We start from the raw sequence: 13,154 nt of genomic DNA, 5'->3' as shown, positions 1-13,154 counted from the left end.
CCAACGGGCGGGGTTCAGCCCGCGCACCGTGCGCCAGAATGGCACGCAAACGGCGGCGAATGATCTGCGGGAGGGCGAAATGCACCACTTCCGCGTAATTCACATGTCATCTTAGCCTACTTTGCTATCCGTTGCCGGGTACTGATAGGGACCATCTGAGGCCGGTAATACGAAGCACAAGAGGGCACCGCGAAGGTGCCGCCAAGTTTCGCGCATTCGGCCGACGCCTTCCGGGTATGCCATCGTCCGTGTTATGATTCGACGTGACGGGCCTCCTCGCATGGTGGCGCGGTCAACCTGGTCAGGTCGGGAACGAAGCAGCCACAGCCGTTTTCCACCAGTGCCGAGGGTCGGGCTCGTCACCTTCCGCTTTTCTTCCGCAGTTCGCCTTTTCCCTTATTCGTTTGTGCCCCGCACGCCATTGCGCGTGATGCTTCCGTGTGTCTGTTCGCCTTGCCGGAGCGGCGTTTGAGCAAGGTCGTTGCTGATACAATTTCGCGCATGACCTATCAAGTTCTCGCACGCAAATGGCGGCCGAAATCATTCGAGTCGCTCGTCGGCCAGGAGCACGTCGTTCGTGCGCTCACGCACGCGCTCGACGGCGGCCGTCTGCATCACGCGTATCTCTTCACCGGCACGCGCGGCGTCGGCAAGACGACGCTCTCGCGCATCTTCGCGAAGGCGCTCAACTGTGAAACCGGTGTGTCCTCGAAGCCGTGCGGCGTGTGCCGCGCGTGCCGGGAAATCGACGAAGGGCGTTTCGTCGATTACGTCGAAATGGATGCGGCGAGCAATCGCGGCATCGACGACATTCGCGCATTGCTTGAACGTGCGGTCTACGCGCCGGTGGATGCGCGCTTCAAGGTCTACATGATCGACGAAGTGCACATGCTCACGAAGGAAGCATTCAACGCGATGCTGAAGACGCTGGAAGAGCCGCCGCCGCATATGAAGTTCATCCTCGCGACGACCGATCCGCAGAAGATTCCGGTCACCGTGCTCTCGCGCTGCCTCCAGTTCAATCTGAAGCAGATGCCGGCGGGGCACATCGTGTCGCACCTGGAGAACATTCTTCAGCAAGAGAATATTGCGTTCGAGACGCAGGCGCTGCGGCTCTTGTCGCGCGCGGCGGACGGCTCTATGCGCGACGCGCTTTCGCTGACCGACCAGGCCATCGCGTATTCGGCGAACGAAGTCACCGAGGAAGCCGTGCGCGGCATGCTCGGCGCGCTCGATCAAAGCTATCTCATCCGCCTGATCGACGCGCTCGCCGCCGACGACGGCCCCGGCGTGCTTGCCATCGCCGACGAAATGGCGCTGCGCAGCCTGTCCTTCTCGACGGCGCTGCAGGATCTCGCGAGTCTGCTGCATCGAATCGGCTGGGCGCAGTTCGCGCCGGCGTCGGTGCTGGACGAATGGCCGGAAGCCGCGGACATTCGCCGCTTCGCGGACATGCTGTCGGCGGAACAGGTTCAGTTGTTCTATCAGATCGCCACGGTCGGACGCAGCGAACTCGGTCTCGCGCCCGACGAATACGCCGGCTTCACGATGACGCTGCTGCGCATGCTCGCGTTCGAACCGGCTGGCGGACCGGGCGGTGGCGTGGCGCTCGCCGCGCCTTCGGGCGCGAAGCCCGCGCGCAGCGCCGCGCTCGCGGGCGCGATGGCCGAGCGCGCTGTGGCGCCCGCGCCCGTGGCGAAAGCGCCTGCGCCCGCCGTGCAGACGGTCATCGTCGAGGCGAAGGAAACGCCGCCCGAAGAGAGCGCCGAACCTGCGCGGACGGTCATCGTCGCGGCGAAAAGCGCCGAGCCCGCGCCGACGCCGACCGCCGATACGCGCGAGCCCGTTGCGGCGAAGCCGATGCAAAGCGCGGTGCGTCAGGCCGTCGAGGCGTCCGTGGCCGAGCCTGAACCCGCCGCGCCGCGTCCCTCGAGCGGCGCAAGCGCGGCGCTCGATGTGTTGCGCAGCGCGGGCATGCGCCTTTCCTCCGATCGCGGCGCACGAAACGCGGCGGCGCCCGCAGCGGCTCAATCCGCCGCGAAGCCCGTAGCGAAGCCCGCCGCGCAGATCCCGGTGCCGACGCCGCGCCGCGCGCCGCCCGCCGCGCCCGAACCGAAGCCCGCCGCGGCCACGGCGGCGAAGCCGAGCGTCATTCCGCCGTGGGAAGACATGCCGCCCGGCGACTATCCGCCGGCGGGATCGGAAGACGCTTACTTCATGCCGCCGGACGACGGCTTCGTGCCCGCGTTCGATAGCGGTCCCGACGACATGCACTTCAACGCCGCGCCGCCCGCGAAGCTCGCGCCCGCCGTCGACACGACGCCGCTGCCGCCCGCCGTGCCGCTCGACGCGCTTGGCGTGTCGACCGAATGGGCCGTGCTCGCCGTCGATCTGCCGTTGAAAGGCGTCGCCTATCAGCTCGCGTTCAATAGCGAACTCACCGCGTGCGATGCGGATTCCGTGACGCTCGCCGTTCCCGTCCAGATGTACACCGACGCCGCGCACGTCGCGAAACTGAAGGCCGCGCTCGCGGAGAAGCTCGGCCGCGCGATCGAAGTCAGCGTCGCCGTCGCGCCCGCGCGCCGCACTGCCGCCGCGCTCGATGCCGCCCAGCGCGCGCGCCGTCAGCAGGAAGCGGAGCAGGAAATCAGGCAGGATCCGTTCGTGCAATCGCTGATCCGCGATTTCGGCGCGAGCATCGTGCAGGGTTCGATCAAGCCGATCGCCGCATCGGGTGCGAATCCGTCGTGAATTGAGGCGCGCGGCGCGCTCTCGGGCGTCGCGCAGCCGCACTGAATATCGGGCGCGCGCATCGCGCGTGCCTTTGCCACACGTTTTCCAGTAAGGAGCCGAACCATGATGAAGAACCAACTCGCCGGGCTGATGAAACAGGCTCAGCAGATGCAGGAAAACATGAAGAAGATGCAGGATCAGCTCGCGCAGATCGAGGTCGAGGGCCAGTCCGGCGCCGGTCTCGTGAAGGTGACGATGACCTGCAAGAACGACGTGCGCCGCGTGCAGATCGACCCGAGCCTGCTCGCCGACGACAAGGACATGCTCGAAGACCTCGTCGCCGCCGCGTTCAACGACGCCGTGCGCAAAGCCGAAGCCACCACGCAAGAGAAGATGAGCGGCATGACCGCCGGCATGCCGATGCCGCCAGGATTCAAGATGCCGTTTTGATTGCGCGGCCATCGGACGAACCCGATCCGATGGCTCGCCACCGAGGACACATGAAACAACCTTCCGCCCTGTCGGCGCTCGTCGAAGCGCTGCGCGCGCTGCCCGGCGTCGGTCCGAAGTCGGCGCAGCGCATGGCGTATCACCTGATGCAGCACGACCGCGCAGGCGCTGAAAAGCTCGGCAATTCGCTGCTGTTCGCGACCGGGAATCTGAAGCACTGCGAGAAGTGCAACACCTTCACGGAAAGCGAGATCTGCGAAGTCTGCAGCGACGAAGAGCGCGATCCGGCGTTGCTGTGCGTGGTGGAAACGCCCGCCGATCAGATCATGCTCGAACAGACGCTCACGTATCGCGGGCTCTACTTCGTGCTGATGGGGCGCCTGAGCCCGCTCGACGGCATCGGGCCGAAGGAAATCCACTTCGAGCGGCTCATCAACCGCGCGCTCGACGGCGTCGTGCAGGAAATCGTGCTCGCCACCAACTTCACGAACGAAGGCGAAGCGACCGCACACTATCTCGCGCAGACGCTCAAGAGCAAGGGCCTAAAGGTGACGCGGCTCGCGCGCGGCGTGCCCGTCGGCGGCGAGCTCGAATATGTCGATGCCGGCACGATCGCGCGTGCGATGCTCGATCGCCGCTCCGTATGAAAGGACTCCAGTCGATGACAGAAACCGAAGCACTCGCGCTCGCGACGCATCGTCACTACAAGGGCGGGCTGTATCGCGTGATCGGCGTGGCGCGCCACTCGGAAACCGAAGAAGCGATGATCGTCTACGAGCATCTCTGGCCGCATGAACGCGGCTTGTGGGTGCGGCCCGCCGCGATGTTCAACGAGACGCTCGCCGACGGCACGCCGCGCTTCAAGCCGCTCGATATCCCGCTCTGAGAAAACACATAAAAGGAGACGCAGCCATGACCACAACGACGGGACCGCTCGCCGGGGTCAAGGTGCTGGAACTCGGCACGCTCATCGCCGGCCCGTTCGCCGCGCGCTTCATGGGCGAGTTCGGCGCCGACGTCATCAAGATCGAGGACCCGAACGGCGGCGATCCGCTGCGCAAGTGGCGCAAGCTTTATCCGGAAGTCGGCGGCACGTCGCTGTGGTGGGCGGTGCAGGCGCGCAACAAGAAGTCCGTGACGATCAATCTCAAGGCGGACGAAGGCAAGGAAATCGTGCGCCGGCTCGCGAAGGAAGCCGATATCGTCATCGAAAACTTCCGGCCCGGTCTGCTCGAAAAGCTCGGCCTCGGCTACGAAACGCTCTCGGCGGAGAATCCCGCTCTCGTGATGGTGCGGCTGTCCGGCTACGGCCAGACCGGTCCGTATCGCGATCGCCCGGGCTTCGGCGCGATCGCGGAATCGATGGGCGGTCTGCGCCATATCACCGGCTATCCGGACTTGCCGCCACCGCGCATCGGCATATCGATCGGCGACTCCATCGCGGCGTTGCACGGCGTGATCGGCGCGATGATGGCGCTGCATAACGTGCGCGTGAACGGCGGCAAGGGGCAGGTCGTCGACGTCGCGCTGTACGAAGCCGTCTTCAACATGATGGAAAGCGTCGTTCCGGAATACGGCGTGTACGGCATGGTGCGCGAGCGCACGGGTGCGTCGCTGCCGGGCATCGTGCCGTCGAATACGTATCCGTGCCGCGATGGCAGCATCGTGATCGGCGGCAACAGCGATCCGATCTTCAAGCGCCTCATGAACGCGATCGAGCGCGCCGATCTCGCCGACGATCCCGCGCTCGCCTCGAACGACGGGCGCGTGCCGCGCACGCAGGAAATCGACGACGCCATCGCCGCGTGGCTGTCCACGCGCAGCATCGACGAAGCGCTCGCCGTGCTCAATGCCGCCGACGTGCCCGCAGGCCGCATCTACAGCGTGGCCGACATGTTCACCGATCCGCAGTACATCGCGCGTCAGATGCTGCAGCGTTTTCCGTGGCAGGACGGCCGCGAGATCACGTTGCCGAACGTGACGCCGAAGCTCTCCGAGACGCCCGGCGAAACGCGCTGGCTCGGGCCGCAACTCGGTGAACACACGGATGAAGTACTTCAGACGCTCGGGTATCATGCCGACGATATCGCGCGGCTGCGCGCGGCCAAGGTGATCTGAGGCACGCGCGGACAACAAGAATTCCAGGAGACACAACGATGAAACGCAGAACGTTCATCGCGAGCGGCGTCGTGCTCGCGGGTGGAGCGATGTCGGGCATGCCGCTCGCGCTCGCGCAGAGCAAGCTCGAGCAGACCAAGGTATCGATCGCGGTCGGCGGCAAAAATCTCTTCTACTATCTGCCGCTCACCATTGCGGAGCGCCGCAACTACTTCAAGGACGAAGGGCTCAACATCGAGATCGCCGATTTCGCGGGCGGCGCGAAGGCGCTGCAGGCGGCGGTCGGCGGCAGCGCGGATGTCGTCTCGGGCGCGTTCGAGCACACGCTGCTCCTGCAGGCGAAAAACCAGTATTTCCGCGAATTCGTGCTGCAGGGGCGCGCGCCGCAGATCGTGCTTGCCGTATCGAAGAAGGCGATGCCGAACTACAAATCGGTCGCGGACCTGAAAGGCAAGAAGATCGGCGTGACGGCGCCGGGCTCGTCGACGTCGATCATGGCGAGCTTCGTGCTCGCGCAGGCAGGGCTGAAGGCGACCGATGTGTCGTTCATCGGCGTGGGCGCGGGCGCGGGTGCGATCGCCGCGCTGCAATCCGGCCAGATCGACGCCATCGCCAATCTCGATCCGGTGATGACCAAGCTCGACCGCGCGGGCGATATCCGCATCGTGTCGGACACGCGCACGCTCGCGGACACGGTCAAGGTGTTCGGCGGCAACATGCCGGCGGGTTGCCTGTACGCATCGCAGAGCTTCATCACGAAGAATCCGAACACGACGCAGGCGCTCACGAACGCGATGGTGCGCGCGCTGAAATGGCTGCAAGGCGCCTCGGGCAAGGACCTCATCTCGACGGTGCCGGAGAGCTATCTGCTCGGCGATCGCGCGCTGTATCTGGATTCGTGGCAGCACGTGAAGGAAGCGCTGTCGCCGGACGGCCTGATGCCCGCCGACGGTCCCGCGACCTCGCTCAAGACGCTGCAGGCCTTCGACGAAACCGTGAAGGGCAAGCCGATCGACCTGTCGAAGACCTGGACCAACGATTTCGTCAAGAAGGCGCTCGCGAGCGTCAAGGTCTGATCGATGTCCTCGTCATCGAACTATGCGCTCGCGCTGGAAGACGTCACGTGCACGTTCGCATCGCGCGAGCGTCGCCGCGATCGTTATACGGCGGTCCGCGATACGAACCTCGCGATCGCGCCCGGCGAGTTCGTGTCGGTCGTCGGGCCGACCGGCTGCGGCAAGTCGACGCTGCTCAACGTATCGGCGGGATTGCTCGAACCTTCATCGGGCACGGTAAGCGTGTTCGGCGAGAAGCTGAAGGGCATCAACCGGCGCGCGGGCTACATGTTTCAGGCCGATGGCCTCATGCCGTGGCGCTCGGCCCTCGACAACGTGACGGCCGGCCTTGCGTTTCAGGGCGTGCCGAAGGCCGAAGCCGAAAAACGCGGCGAGGAATGGCTGAAGCGCGTAGGCCTCGGCGGATTCGGCGATCGTTATCCGCATCAGTTGTCGGGCGGCATGAGAAAGCGCGTCGCGATGGCGCAGACGCTCATCCTCGATCCCGACATCATCCTGATGGACGAGCCGTTCTCCGCGCTGGACATTCAAACGCGTCAGTTGATGGAAAACGAACTGCTCGACCTTTGGGCCGCCAAGCGCAAGGCCGTGCTCTTCATCACGCACGATCTCGACGAAGCGATCTCGATGTCCGACCGGGTCGTCGTGCTGGCGGCGGGACCGGGCACGCATCCGATCGGTGAATTCGCGATCGATCTGCCGCGTCCGCGCGATGTCGCCGAGATCCGCTCGCATCCGCGCTTCGTCGAATTGCACGCGCAAATCTGGGGCGTGCTGCGCGAGGAAGTGTTGAAGGGCTATCAGCAGCAACTGAAGCCCGCCGCCGCCGAATAAGACGATAACGACCATGTGGAACAAGCTGCGCCCGAATCGAGCGAATCTCATCGTGTGGCAATGGCTGCTGCTGCTCGCGTGCTTTGCGCTGTGGTACGTGCTGACGAGCCCGACGCTCGTGCCGCCTTTCTATTTCGACGACGCCAACAAGGCCGCGTTCTTTTTCGGCGAGCCGCAGAAGGTGCTCGTGCGTATCTGGGAGTGGTTTACGGGCGGCGAGATCTACATCCATCTGTGGGTGACGCTGATCGAAACGGTGCTGGCGTTCGTCATCGGCACGGTGTCCGGACTCGGTGTCGGTCTGTGGCTCGCGCTCGCGCCGACGACGAGCGCGCTCCTCGATCCCTACATCAAGGCCGCCAACTCGATGCCGCGCGTGATTCTCGCGCCGATCTTCGCGGTGTGGTTCGGCTTGGGCATCTGGTCGAAGGTCGCGCTCGGCGTGACGCTGGTCTTCTTCATCGTGTTCTTCAACGTCTATCAGGGCGTGAAGGAAGTGAGCCCGGTCGTGCTCGCGAACGCGCGCATGCTCGGCGCGAATCGCAAGCAACTGCTGCGGCATGTCTATCTGCCGAGCGCGACGAGCTGGGTGTTTTCGAGCCTGCATACGTCGGTGGGACTTGCGTTCGTCGGCTCGGTGGTCGGTGAATATCTCGGCTCGGCGCGCGGCGTCGGCTATCTGATTCTTCAAGCCGAAGGCACGTTCGATATCAACACGGTCTTCGCGGGCATTCTCGTGCTGACCGCATTCGCGCTCGTGCTCGACGGCCTCGTCGCGCTGGTCGAGCGCAGGCTGATGAAGTGGCAGCCGAAGAGCGGCGAAACCGAGAAGCTCTGAGGCAGGCGACGCTTGCGGCAACGCGCAGGACCTTTTTGGGAATATCCGTTCTGGCACGGTACTTCCGACCTCGCTATCATGCTGCGCTGAACCGGCGTCGTGCGGCGGGCTGCGAACTGGCCGCCGTCATTTTCGGGTGAACGGACGCCAAAGGCACATCAAGCCGTAACGCAATCGAGCGACACTTTGCAGCCGCACATCATGCGCGGAATCTGCGCGGCGTTCGCCGACGCGCTTCCCGCGAGACCAGCAATGAAACTGCGAACTGACGGTTCGATAGCGGTGGTGTTGCCATCGCCGATCGGCGACAGCCTCATCGGGCTCGTGCTCGTCGACAATCTCATCCGCAACGGATATCGCCCGGTCGTGTTCGGCTGGGTTGCGGAGCAACTCGCCGACTGGTTTCCCCGCATCACCGTCGGACATCGCGACGCTTGCCAGGGCGCGTTCGACACCGTGATCGAGCTTCGCCCGACCGACTACGCCGCCACGCTGAGCCGCTCCGGCAAGACCCTCTGTCTCGCTGCGCTGCCGGAATACGGCGGTTCGAAGCACATGGTGGACCGTATCGTCGATATCGCGGCGAACGTGCTCGGTCTTGCGGACGTGACGCGCGCGAACGGTCTCGTCGTGCCGGCCGGCGTCATGCGCGGGCGCTTCGCCGATCGCGTCGTCATTCATCCGACGGGCAGCCATCCCGAGAAGATGTGGAGCCGCAGGAAATTTCTCGCGCTATCGCGTGTGCTCGCGCGTCGCCGCTTGCAGCCGAGCTTTCTCGTCGCGCCGGCGGAATTCGGCGTCTGGGGCGATATCGCGGAAGAAGGCTGCGAGGTCAACGCGCTGCCGCGTCTGAACGAAGTTGCGGCGTGGATCGCGGAGTCGTCGTGGTTCATCGGCAACGATTCCGGTCTCGGTCATCTCGCATCGTGCATCGGCGTGCCAACTCTTTCCCTCTTCATGCGTCAAGGTCTCGCGCGCTCGTGGCGTCCGGGCTGGGGTCCGGGCGCGGTCGTGTTGCCGCCGTCCTTGCTGCCGTTCGGCAGCCTTCGCGAACGCTTGTGGCAACGCCTGCTGAGCGTGCGGCGCGTGACGTCCGCGTTTCAGCGGCTGCATGGCAAGCATGCGCGCGCGCCGCATCATTATCCGATGACCGATTTCGCCGATGCCAAGCCGATGCAGACGCCGCAAGCGACGCGCATCGGCATGTTGCCCGGCGCGCAATCGCGGCGCTTCTGAGCGCGAGCATCACGGCTCGATCACGACCTTCCCGGTGACGCGGCGATTCATCATGTCGTCGAGCGCTTGCGGCGTCTCATCGAGCGAATAACGTTTCGTGACGACGGGCCGCAGCTTGCCGGCCTTGATCCAGTCGACCATCGTCGCAAATTCCTCGTCAGCGCGCGCGTGCTCGCGCTGCATGTGACCGCCCCAGAAAACGCCGACGATGCTCGCGCCTTTCAGCAGCGCGAGATTGAGCGGCAGTTTCGGAATCTCGCCGTTCGCGAAGCCGACGACGAGATACCGCCCGCGCCAGCCGATGCTGCGAAACGCGGGTTCCGCGTACGCGCCGCCGACGGGATCGAAGATGACATCCGGCCCGTTGCCCGCCGTCAACGTCTTGACGCGCTCGCGCAAGTCTTCGCTCGTGTAGTCGATGACCTCGTCCGCGCCATGCTCGCGGCAGAACGCGAGTTTCTCGGCGCTCGATGCGGCCGCGATCACGCGCGCGCCGACGATCTTGCCGATCTGGATCGCCGCGACGCCGACGCCGCCCGCCGCGCCGAGCACGAGCAGCGTGTCGCCGGCTTTCAGTTCGCCGCGATCGACGAGCGCGTGATACGACGTGCCGTAAGCGAGCGTGAACGCGGCGGAATCGGCGAGATCGACGTCATCGGGCAACACGACGCAATCCGTCTCCTTCGCGCGCGCCTGTTCCGCGAACGCGCCTTGCGCGGTGTAGGCGGCCACGCGCATGCCGGGCGCAAGACGCGTGACGCCCGCGCCGGTTTCGCGCACGACGCCCGCGAATTCCGCGCCGGGCGTGAAAGGCAGCGGCGGCTTGAACTGGTACTTGTTCTGGATGATGAGCACGTCGGGAAAGTTCACGCTCGCCGCCTTCACGTCGATGATGACTTCGCCCGCTTCCGGACGCAGATCGGGCAGCGTTTCGATCGAAAGCGTATGGGGCAATCCGTGTTCGTTGCATCGTACTGCGCGCATGGTTTCTCCTCGTTGAACGTGGCTCAGTGTATGGCAGTTCGAGTCGTCGTCGCGCCACTTTCCTCGGTTACAATCGTCGGATGCGAATCCTACTCAGCAACGACGACGGTTATCTGGCGCGCGGCATCAATGTGCTGCACGGCGTCCTGCAGCCGCTCGGCGAAGTGACGGTGATGGCGCCGGAGCAGAACTGCAGCGGCTCGTCAAACTCGCTTACGCTGTCGCGGCCCTTGAGCGTTCATCAGGCGCCCAACGGTTTCAATTTCGTGAACGGTACGCCGACCGATTCCGTGCACATCGCGCTCACGGGCATGCTCGAGCATCGGCCGGATCTCGTCGTGTCGGGCATCAACAACGGGCAGAACGTCGGCGAAGACACGCTGTATTCCGGCACGGTGGCCGCCGCGACCGAAGGCTTCATGTTCGGCATTCCGGCGATCGCGTTTTCGCTCGTCGGACGCGACTGGCTCCATCTCGACGACGCCGCGCGCGTCGCGGCCGAGATCGTCGCGCATTTCCTCGAACATCCGATGCCGGGTCATCCGTTGCTGAACGTGAACATTCCGAGCCTGCCTTATGATGAGTTGGGCGACTGGAAAGTGACGCGCCTCGGCAAGCGTCATCCGTCGCAGCCAGTCATCCGTCAAAGCGATCCGCGCGGCAATCCGATCTACTGGATCGGCCCGTCGGGCGACGCGCTCGACGCGAGCGAAGGCACGGATTTTCACGCGGTCGCGAACGGCTTCGTTTCGATCACGCCGCTGCAACTCGACCTGACGCATACGAAGCTCATGGCCGAGACCCGCGAATGGGCGCGCGCCGGGAGCGGTCGCACATGAGCGACGAGCGCGCCAAGCGCTTTCCGCTGGCGCTCGCGGATCTGGTTCGCGAGCCGCGCAAGCCCGCGGCGCGCGGGCAAGACACGCGCGGCAAGCAGGCCGCCGTTTCGGCCGTGAAGCCTGCGGCGGCGGCGCCGGTCAAACCGGGTTCGTCGCGCGCGGCGAGCGTGCCGATGAAAAATCCCGCGACGGCGGCGGCATCCGCAAAGCCGGCTTCGTCCGTGTTTCCCGCGCGTCCTGTCGCGAAGCCGGCCATTGGCGTGGCGAAACCGGTTCCGGGTGCAGGCAAGAGCGCGGCGCCGGCACATCATGCGTCGCATGCGCTGCGCACGGCCACGCGTCCCGCCGAGCGCGATGCGAACGCCGCCGCGACCGCGACCAGGAAAGGCGCGCCCAACGTCGCGCTGGCAAGCACGCAGACGCTCACGTCGGAACGGGTGCGTGAGCGCATGGTCGAACGGCTGCGCTCGAACGGCGTGACCGATCCGCGCGTGCTGAACGCAATGTCGGTCGTGCCGCGCCACATGTTCGTCGATCCGGGGCTCGCGGCGCAGGCGTATGAAGACGCCGCGCTGCCGATCGGCCATCACCAGACCATCTCGAAGCCGTCGGTCGTCGCGCGCATGATCGAACTGGTCGCGACGGGGCGCGCGTTGAACAAGGTGCTGGAGATCGGCACCGGCTGTGGCTATCAGGCGGCGGTGCTGTCGCAGGTCGCCACTGAGGTTTATTCGATCGAACGCGTGCGTCCGCTCTCGGAGCGCGCGAAGCTCAACCTTCGGCCGTTGCGTGTGCCGAACATCAGGCTGCATTACGGCGATGGCCGCCTTGGCTTGCCGGCAGCCGCGCCGTTCGACGCGATCGTGATCGCGTGCGCGGGCCTCGACGTGCCGCAAGCCTTGCTCGATCAACTGGCGGTGGGCGGCAGGCTCGTCGCGCCGGTCGGATCGCAGGCCGCGCAGTCGCAGGTGCTGACGCTTGTCACGCGCGTATCGGCGAGTCAATGGCGGGAAGAGCAGCTCGATCGCGTTTTCTTTGTACCCTTAAAATCTGGAGTGATTTGACACCGATGAGTATCCTGCGTGCTTTGCGAGTAGGAAGTGCGGACCAAGCCTTGAGCGCGGCGCAGCGCGGCGTGTGCGTGCTTGCGTTATCGGCGCTGGCGGCGTGTTCGACGCGCATGGACATGGCCCCGGTCGTCGACAGAACGGGCGCGCCCCTCAGCACGACGGCGGCGCAGACGCCCGACAACGGCCCGCCGCCGCCGGGCTATTACCGTGTGAAGCCGGGCGACACCCTATATCGGATCGCCCTCGAAAACGGTCAGAATTATCACGACATCGCGGCGTGGAACAACCTGACCAACCCGAACCAGATCGAAGTCGGCCAGTTGATGCGCGTGGCGCCTCCGGGCGCGAACGTCGCGGCGGCGACGCCTGGCGTGGCGACCGCGCCGATCGTCGGTGGCGGCGTGCAGACGCAACCGTTGAATGGCGCGAACGCTTACGCGAACCCGCAACCGGGCGCGACCGCGCAGCCGCCGTATTACGGTGCGAATTCAGGCATGGGCGCGACGCCGGGAACGGCGGGCGCGGCAGCTGGCATGGCGTCGGCGCCGGGCGTTCCCGGTGCGGCGGGCGTGCCCGGCGCGGACGCGAACGCGACGGCGCCGAGCGGTCAGCCGGCGTTCATCTGGCCGGCGCGCGGTCCGATCATCGGCACGTTCGACGACGCGAAAAACAAGGGCTTGAATATTGGCGGTGCGGCGGGAGATGCGGTCAACGCGTCAGCGGATGGCCGAGTGGTTTACTCCGGAAATGGGCTGCGCGGCTACGGCAATCTCATTATCATCAAACACGACGCGACTTTTCTGACTGCGTATGCACATAACCGTGCTTTGATGGTAAAAGAGGGAGACGCGGTGACTAAAGGGCAGAAGATCGCTGAGATGGGGAACAGCGATTCGGACCGCGTGATGTTGCATTTCGAAGTTCGCCGGCAGGGAAAACCTGTTGACCCACTGAAGTATTTGCCGCCGCAATAAAG

13 protein-coding genes and 1 other RNA gene are annotated in these 13,154 nt (G+C 65.3%); 13 read left to right on the top strand and 1 reads right to left on the bottom strand.

Annotated elements, in window-relative coordinates; genetic code table 11:
- The first annotated feature begins 265 nt into the window (after positions 1-265).
- The 10 genes from ffs to AWB77_RS31860 all read left to right on the top strand — a co-directional run bounded on the left by ffs (position 266) and on the right by AWB77_RS31860 (position 9,285).
- Positions 266-364, top strand: an RNA gene (gene ffs / locus AWB77_RS31905) — signal recognition particle sRNA small type.
- A gap of 137 nt (positions 365-501) precedes the next feature.
- Complete coding sequence (locus AWB77_RS31900) at positions 502-2,751, top strand: DNA polymerase III subunit gamma/tau (protein ID WP_061138442.1); 2,250 nt, start codon at positions 502-504, stop codon at positions 2,749-2,751.
- Positions 2,752-2,856: 105 nt separating this feature from the next.
- Positions 2,857-3,183 carry a YbaB/EbfC family nucleoid-associated protein gene (locus AWB77_RS31895; RefSeq protein WP_061138441.1) on the top strand — a complete coding sequence of 109 codons (327 nt, stop codon included), beginning with the start codon at positions 2,857-2,859 and terminating at the stop codon, positions 3,181-3,183.
- 50 nt (positions 3,184-3,233) lie between these two features.
- Complete coding sequence (gene recR / locus AWB77_RS31890) at positions 3,234-3,830, top strand: recombination mediator RecR (RefSeq protein WP_061138440.1); 597 nt, start codon at positions 3,234-3,236, stop codon at positions 3,828-3,830.
- Positions 3,831-3,844: 14 nt separating this feature from the next.
- Positions 3,845-4,069 (top strand): DUF1653 domain-containing protein, encoded by a 225-nt coding sequence (locus AWB77_RS31885; RefSeq protein WP_034473750.1) that lies wholly within the window; start codon positions 3,845-3,847, stop codon positions 4,067-4,069.
- A gap of 26 nt (positions 4,070-4,095) precedes the next feature.
- On the top strand, positions 4,096-5,301 hold the full coding sequence (locus tag AWB77_RS31880; protein WP_061138439.1) for a CaiB/BaiF CoA transferase family protein: 1,206 nt from the start codon (positions 4,096-4,098) through the stop codon (positions 5,299-5,301).
- A gap of 38 nt (positions 5,302-5,339) precedes the next feature.
- Positions 5,340-6,377 (top strand): ABC transporter substrate-binding protein, encoded by a 1,038-nt coding sequence (locus AWB77_RS31875; RefSeq protein ID WP_061138438.1) that lies wholly within the window; start codon positions 5,340-5,342, stop codon positions 6,375-6,377.
- A gap of 3 nt (positions 6,378-6,380) precedes the next feature.
- Positions 6,381-7,211, top strand: a complete 831-nt coding sequence (locus AWB77_RS31870; protein WP_061138437.1) for an ABC transporter ATP-binding protein — start codon at positions 6,381-6,383, stop codon at positions 7,209-7,211.
- A 13-nt stretch (positions 7,212-7,224) separates the two neighbouring features.
- Entirely contained in the window at positions 7,225-8,049 is an 825-nt protein-coding gene (locus tag AWB77_RS31865) for an ABC transporter permease (protein ID WP_061138436.1), read from the top strand.
- Between the two features lie 252 nt (positions 8,050-8,301).
- Positions 8,302-9,285, top strand: coding sequence for a glycosyltransferase family 9 protein (locus AWB77_RS31860; protein ID WP_061138475.1), 984 nt, complete (start codon positions 8,302-8,304; stop codon positions 9,283-9,285).
- 9 nt (positions 9,286-9,294) lie between these two features.
- On the opposite strand, the gene AWB77_RS31855 is transcribed toward AWB77_RS31860, so the two are convergent.
- Complete coding sequence (locus AWB77_RS31855) at positions 9,295-10,269, bottom strand: NADPH:quinone oxidoreductase family protein (protein ID WP_061138435.1); 975 nt, start codon at positions 10,267-10,269, stop codon at positions 9,295-9,297.
- An 80-nt stretch (positions 10,270-10,349) separates the two neighbouring features.
- On the opposite strand from AWB77_RS31855, the gene surE reads away from it, so the two are divergent.
- Genes surE through AWB77_RS31840 form a run of 3 tightly spaced genes read left to right on the top strand, consistent with a single transcriptional unit; the run spans position 10,350 to position 13,152 of the window.
- Entirely contained in the window at positions 10,350-11,108 is a 759-nt protein-coding gene (gene surE / locus AWB77_RS31850; protein WP_061138434.1) for a 5'/3'-nucleotidase SurE, read from the top strand.
- Complete coding sequence (locus AWB77_RS31845) at positions 11,105-12,172, top strand: protein-L-isoaspartate(D-aspartate) O-methyltransferase (protein ID WP_061138474.1); 1,068 nt, start codon at positions 11,105-11,107, stop codon at positions 12,170-12,172. Before surE ends, AWB77_RS31845 begins: the two co-directional genes overlap by 4 nt.
- 5 nt (positions 12,173-12,177) lie before the next feature.
- Entirely contained in the window at positions 12,178-13,152 is a 975-nt protein-coding gene (locus tag AWB77_RS31840) for a peptidoglycan DD-metalloendopeptidase family protein (protein WP_061138433.1), read from the top strand.
- Positions 13,153-13,154: the final 2 nt, after the last annotated feature.

The organism is Caballeronia fortuita, assembly GCF_001544835.2.
Classification (GTDB): Bacteria; Pseudomonadota; Gammaproteobacteria; order Burkholderiales; family Burkholderiaceae; genus Caballeronia; species Caballeronia fortuita.
Note: the sequence above shows the minus strand (reverse complement) of the source record. Positions and strands in the feature narration are given on the sequence as shown.

Coding starts and splice junctions, on each gene's coding strand:
- AWB77_RS31900 (WP_061138442.1), top strand. CDS start 502: ATGACCTATCAAGTTCTCGCACGCAAATGGCGGCCGAAATCATTCGAG.
- AWB77_RS31895 (WP_061138441.1), top strand. CDS start 2,857: ATGATGAAGAACCAACTCGCCGGGCTGATGAAACAGGCTCAGCAGATG.
- recR (WP_061138440.1), top strand. CDS start 3,234: ATGAAACAACCTTCCGCCCTGTCGGCGCTCGTCGAAGCGCTGCGCGCG.
- AWB77_RS31885 (WP_034473750.1), top strand. CDS start 3,845: ATGACAGAAACCGAAGCACTCGCGCTCGCGACGCATCGTCACTACAAG.
- AWB77_RS31880 (WP_061138439.1), top strand. CDS start 4,096: ATGACCACAACGACGGGACCGCTCGCCGGGGTCAAGGTGCTGGAACTC.
- AWB77_RS31875 (WP_061138438.1), top strand. CDS start 5,340: ATGAAACGCAGAACGTTCATCGCGAGCGGCGTCGTGCTCGCGGGTGGA.
- AWB77_RS31870 (WP_061138437.1), top strand. CDS start 6,381: ATGTCCTCGTCATCGAACTATGCGCTCGCGCTGGAAGACGTCACGTGC.
- AWB77_RS31865 (WP_061138436.1), top strand. CDS start 7,225: ATGTGGAACAAGCTGCGCCCGAATCGAGCGAATCTCATCGTGTGGCAA.
- AWB77_RS31860 (WP_061138475.1), top strand. CDS start 8,302: ATGAAACTGCGAACTGACGGTTCGATAGCGGTGGTGTTGCCATCGCCG.
- AWB77_RS31855 (WP_061138435.1), bottom strand. CDS start 10,269: ATGCGCGCAGTACGATGCAACGAACACGGATTGCCCCATACGCTTTCG.
- surE (WP_061138434.1), top strand. CDS start 10,350: ATGCGAATCCTACTCAGCAACGACGACGGTTATCTGGCGCGCGGCATC.
- AWB77_RS31845 (WP_061138474.1), top strand. CDS start 11,105: ATGAGCGACGAGCGCGCCAAGCGCTTTCCGCTGGCGCTCGCGGATCTG.
- AWB77_RS31840 (WP_061138433.1), top strand. CDS start 12,178: ATGAGTATCCTGCGTGCTTTGCGAGTAGGAAGTGCGGACCAAGCCTTG.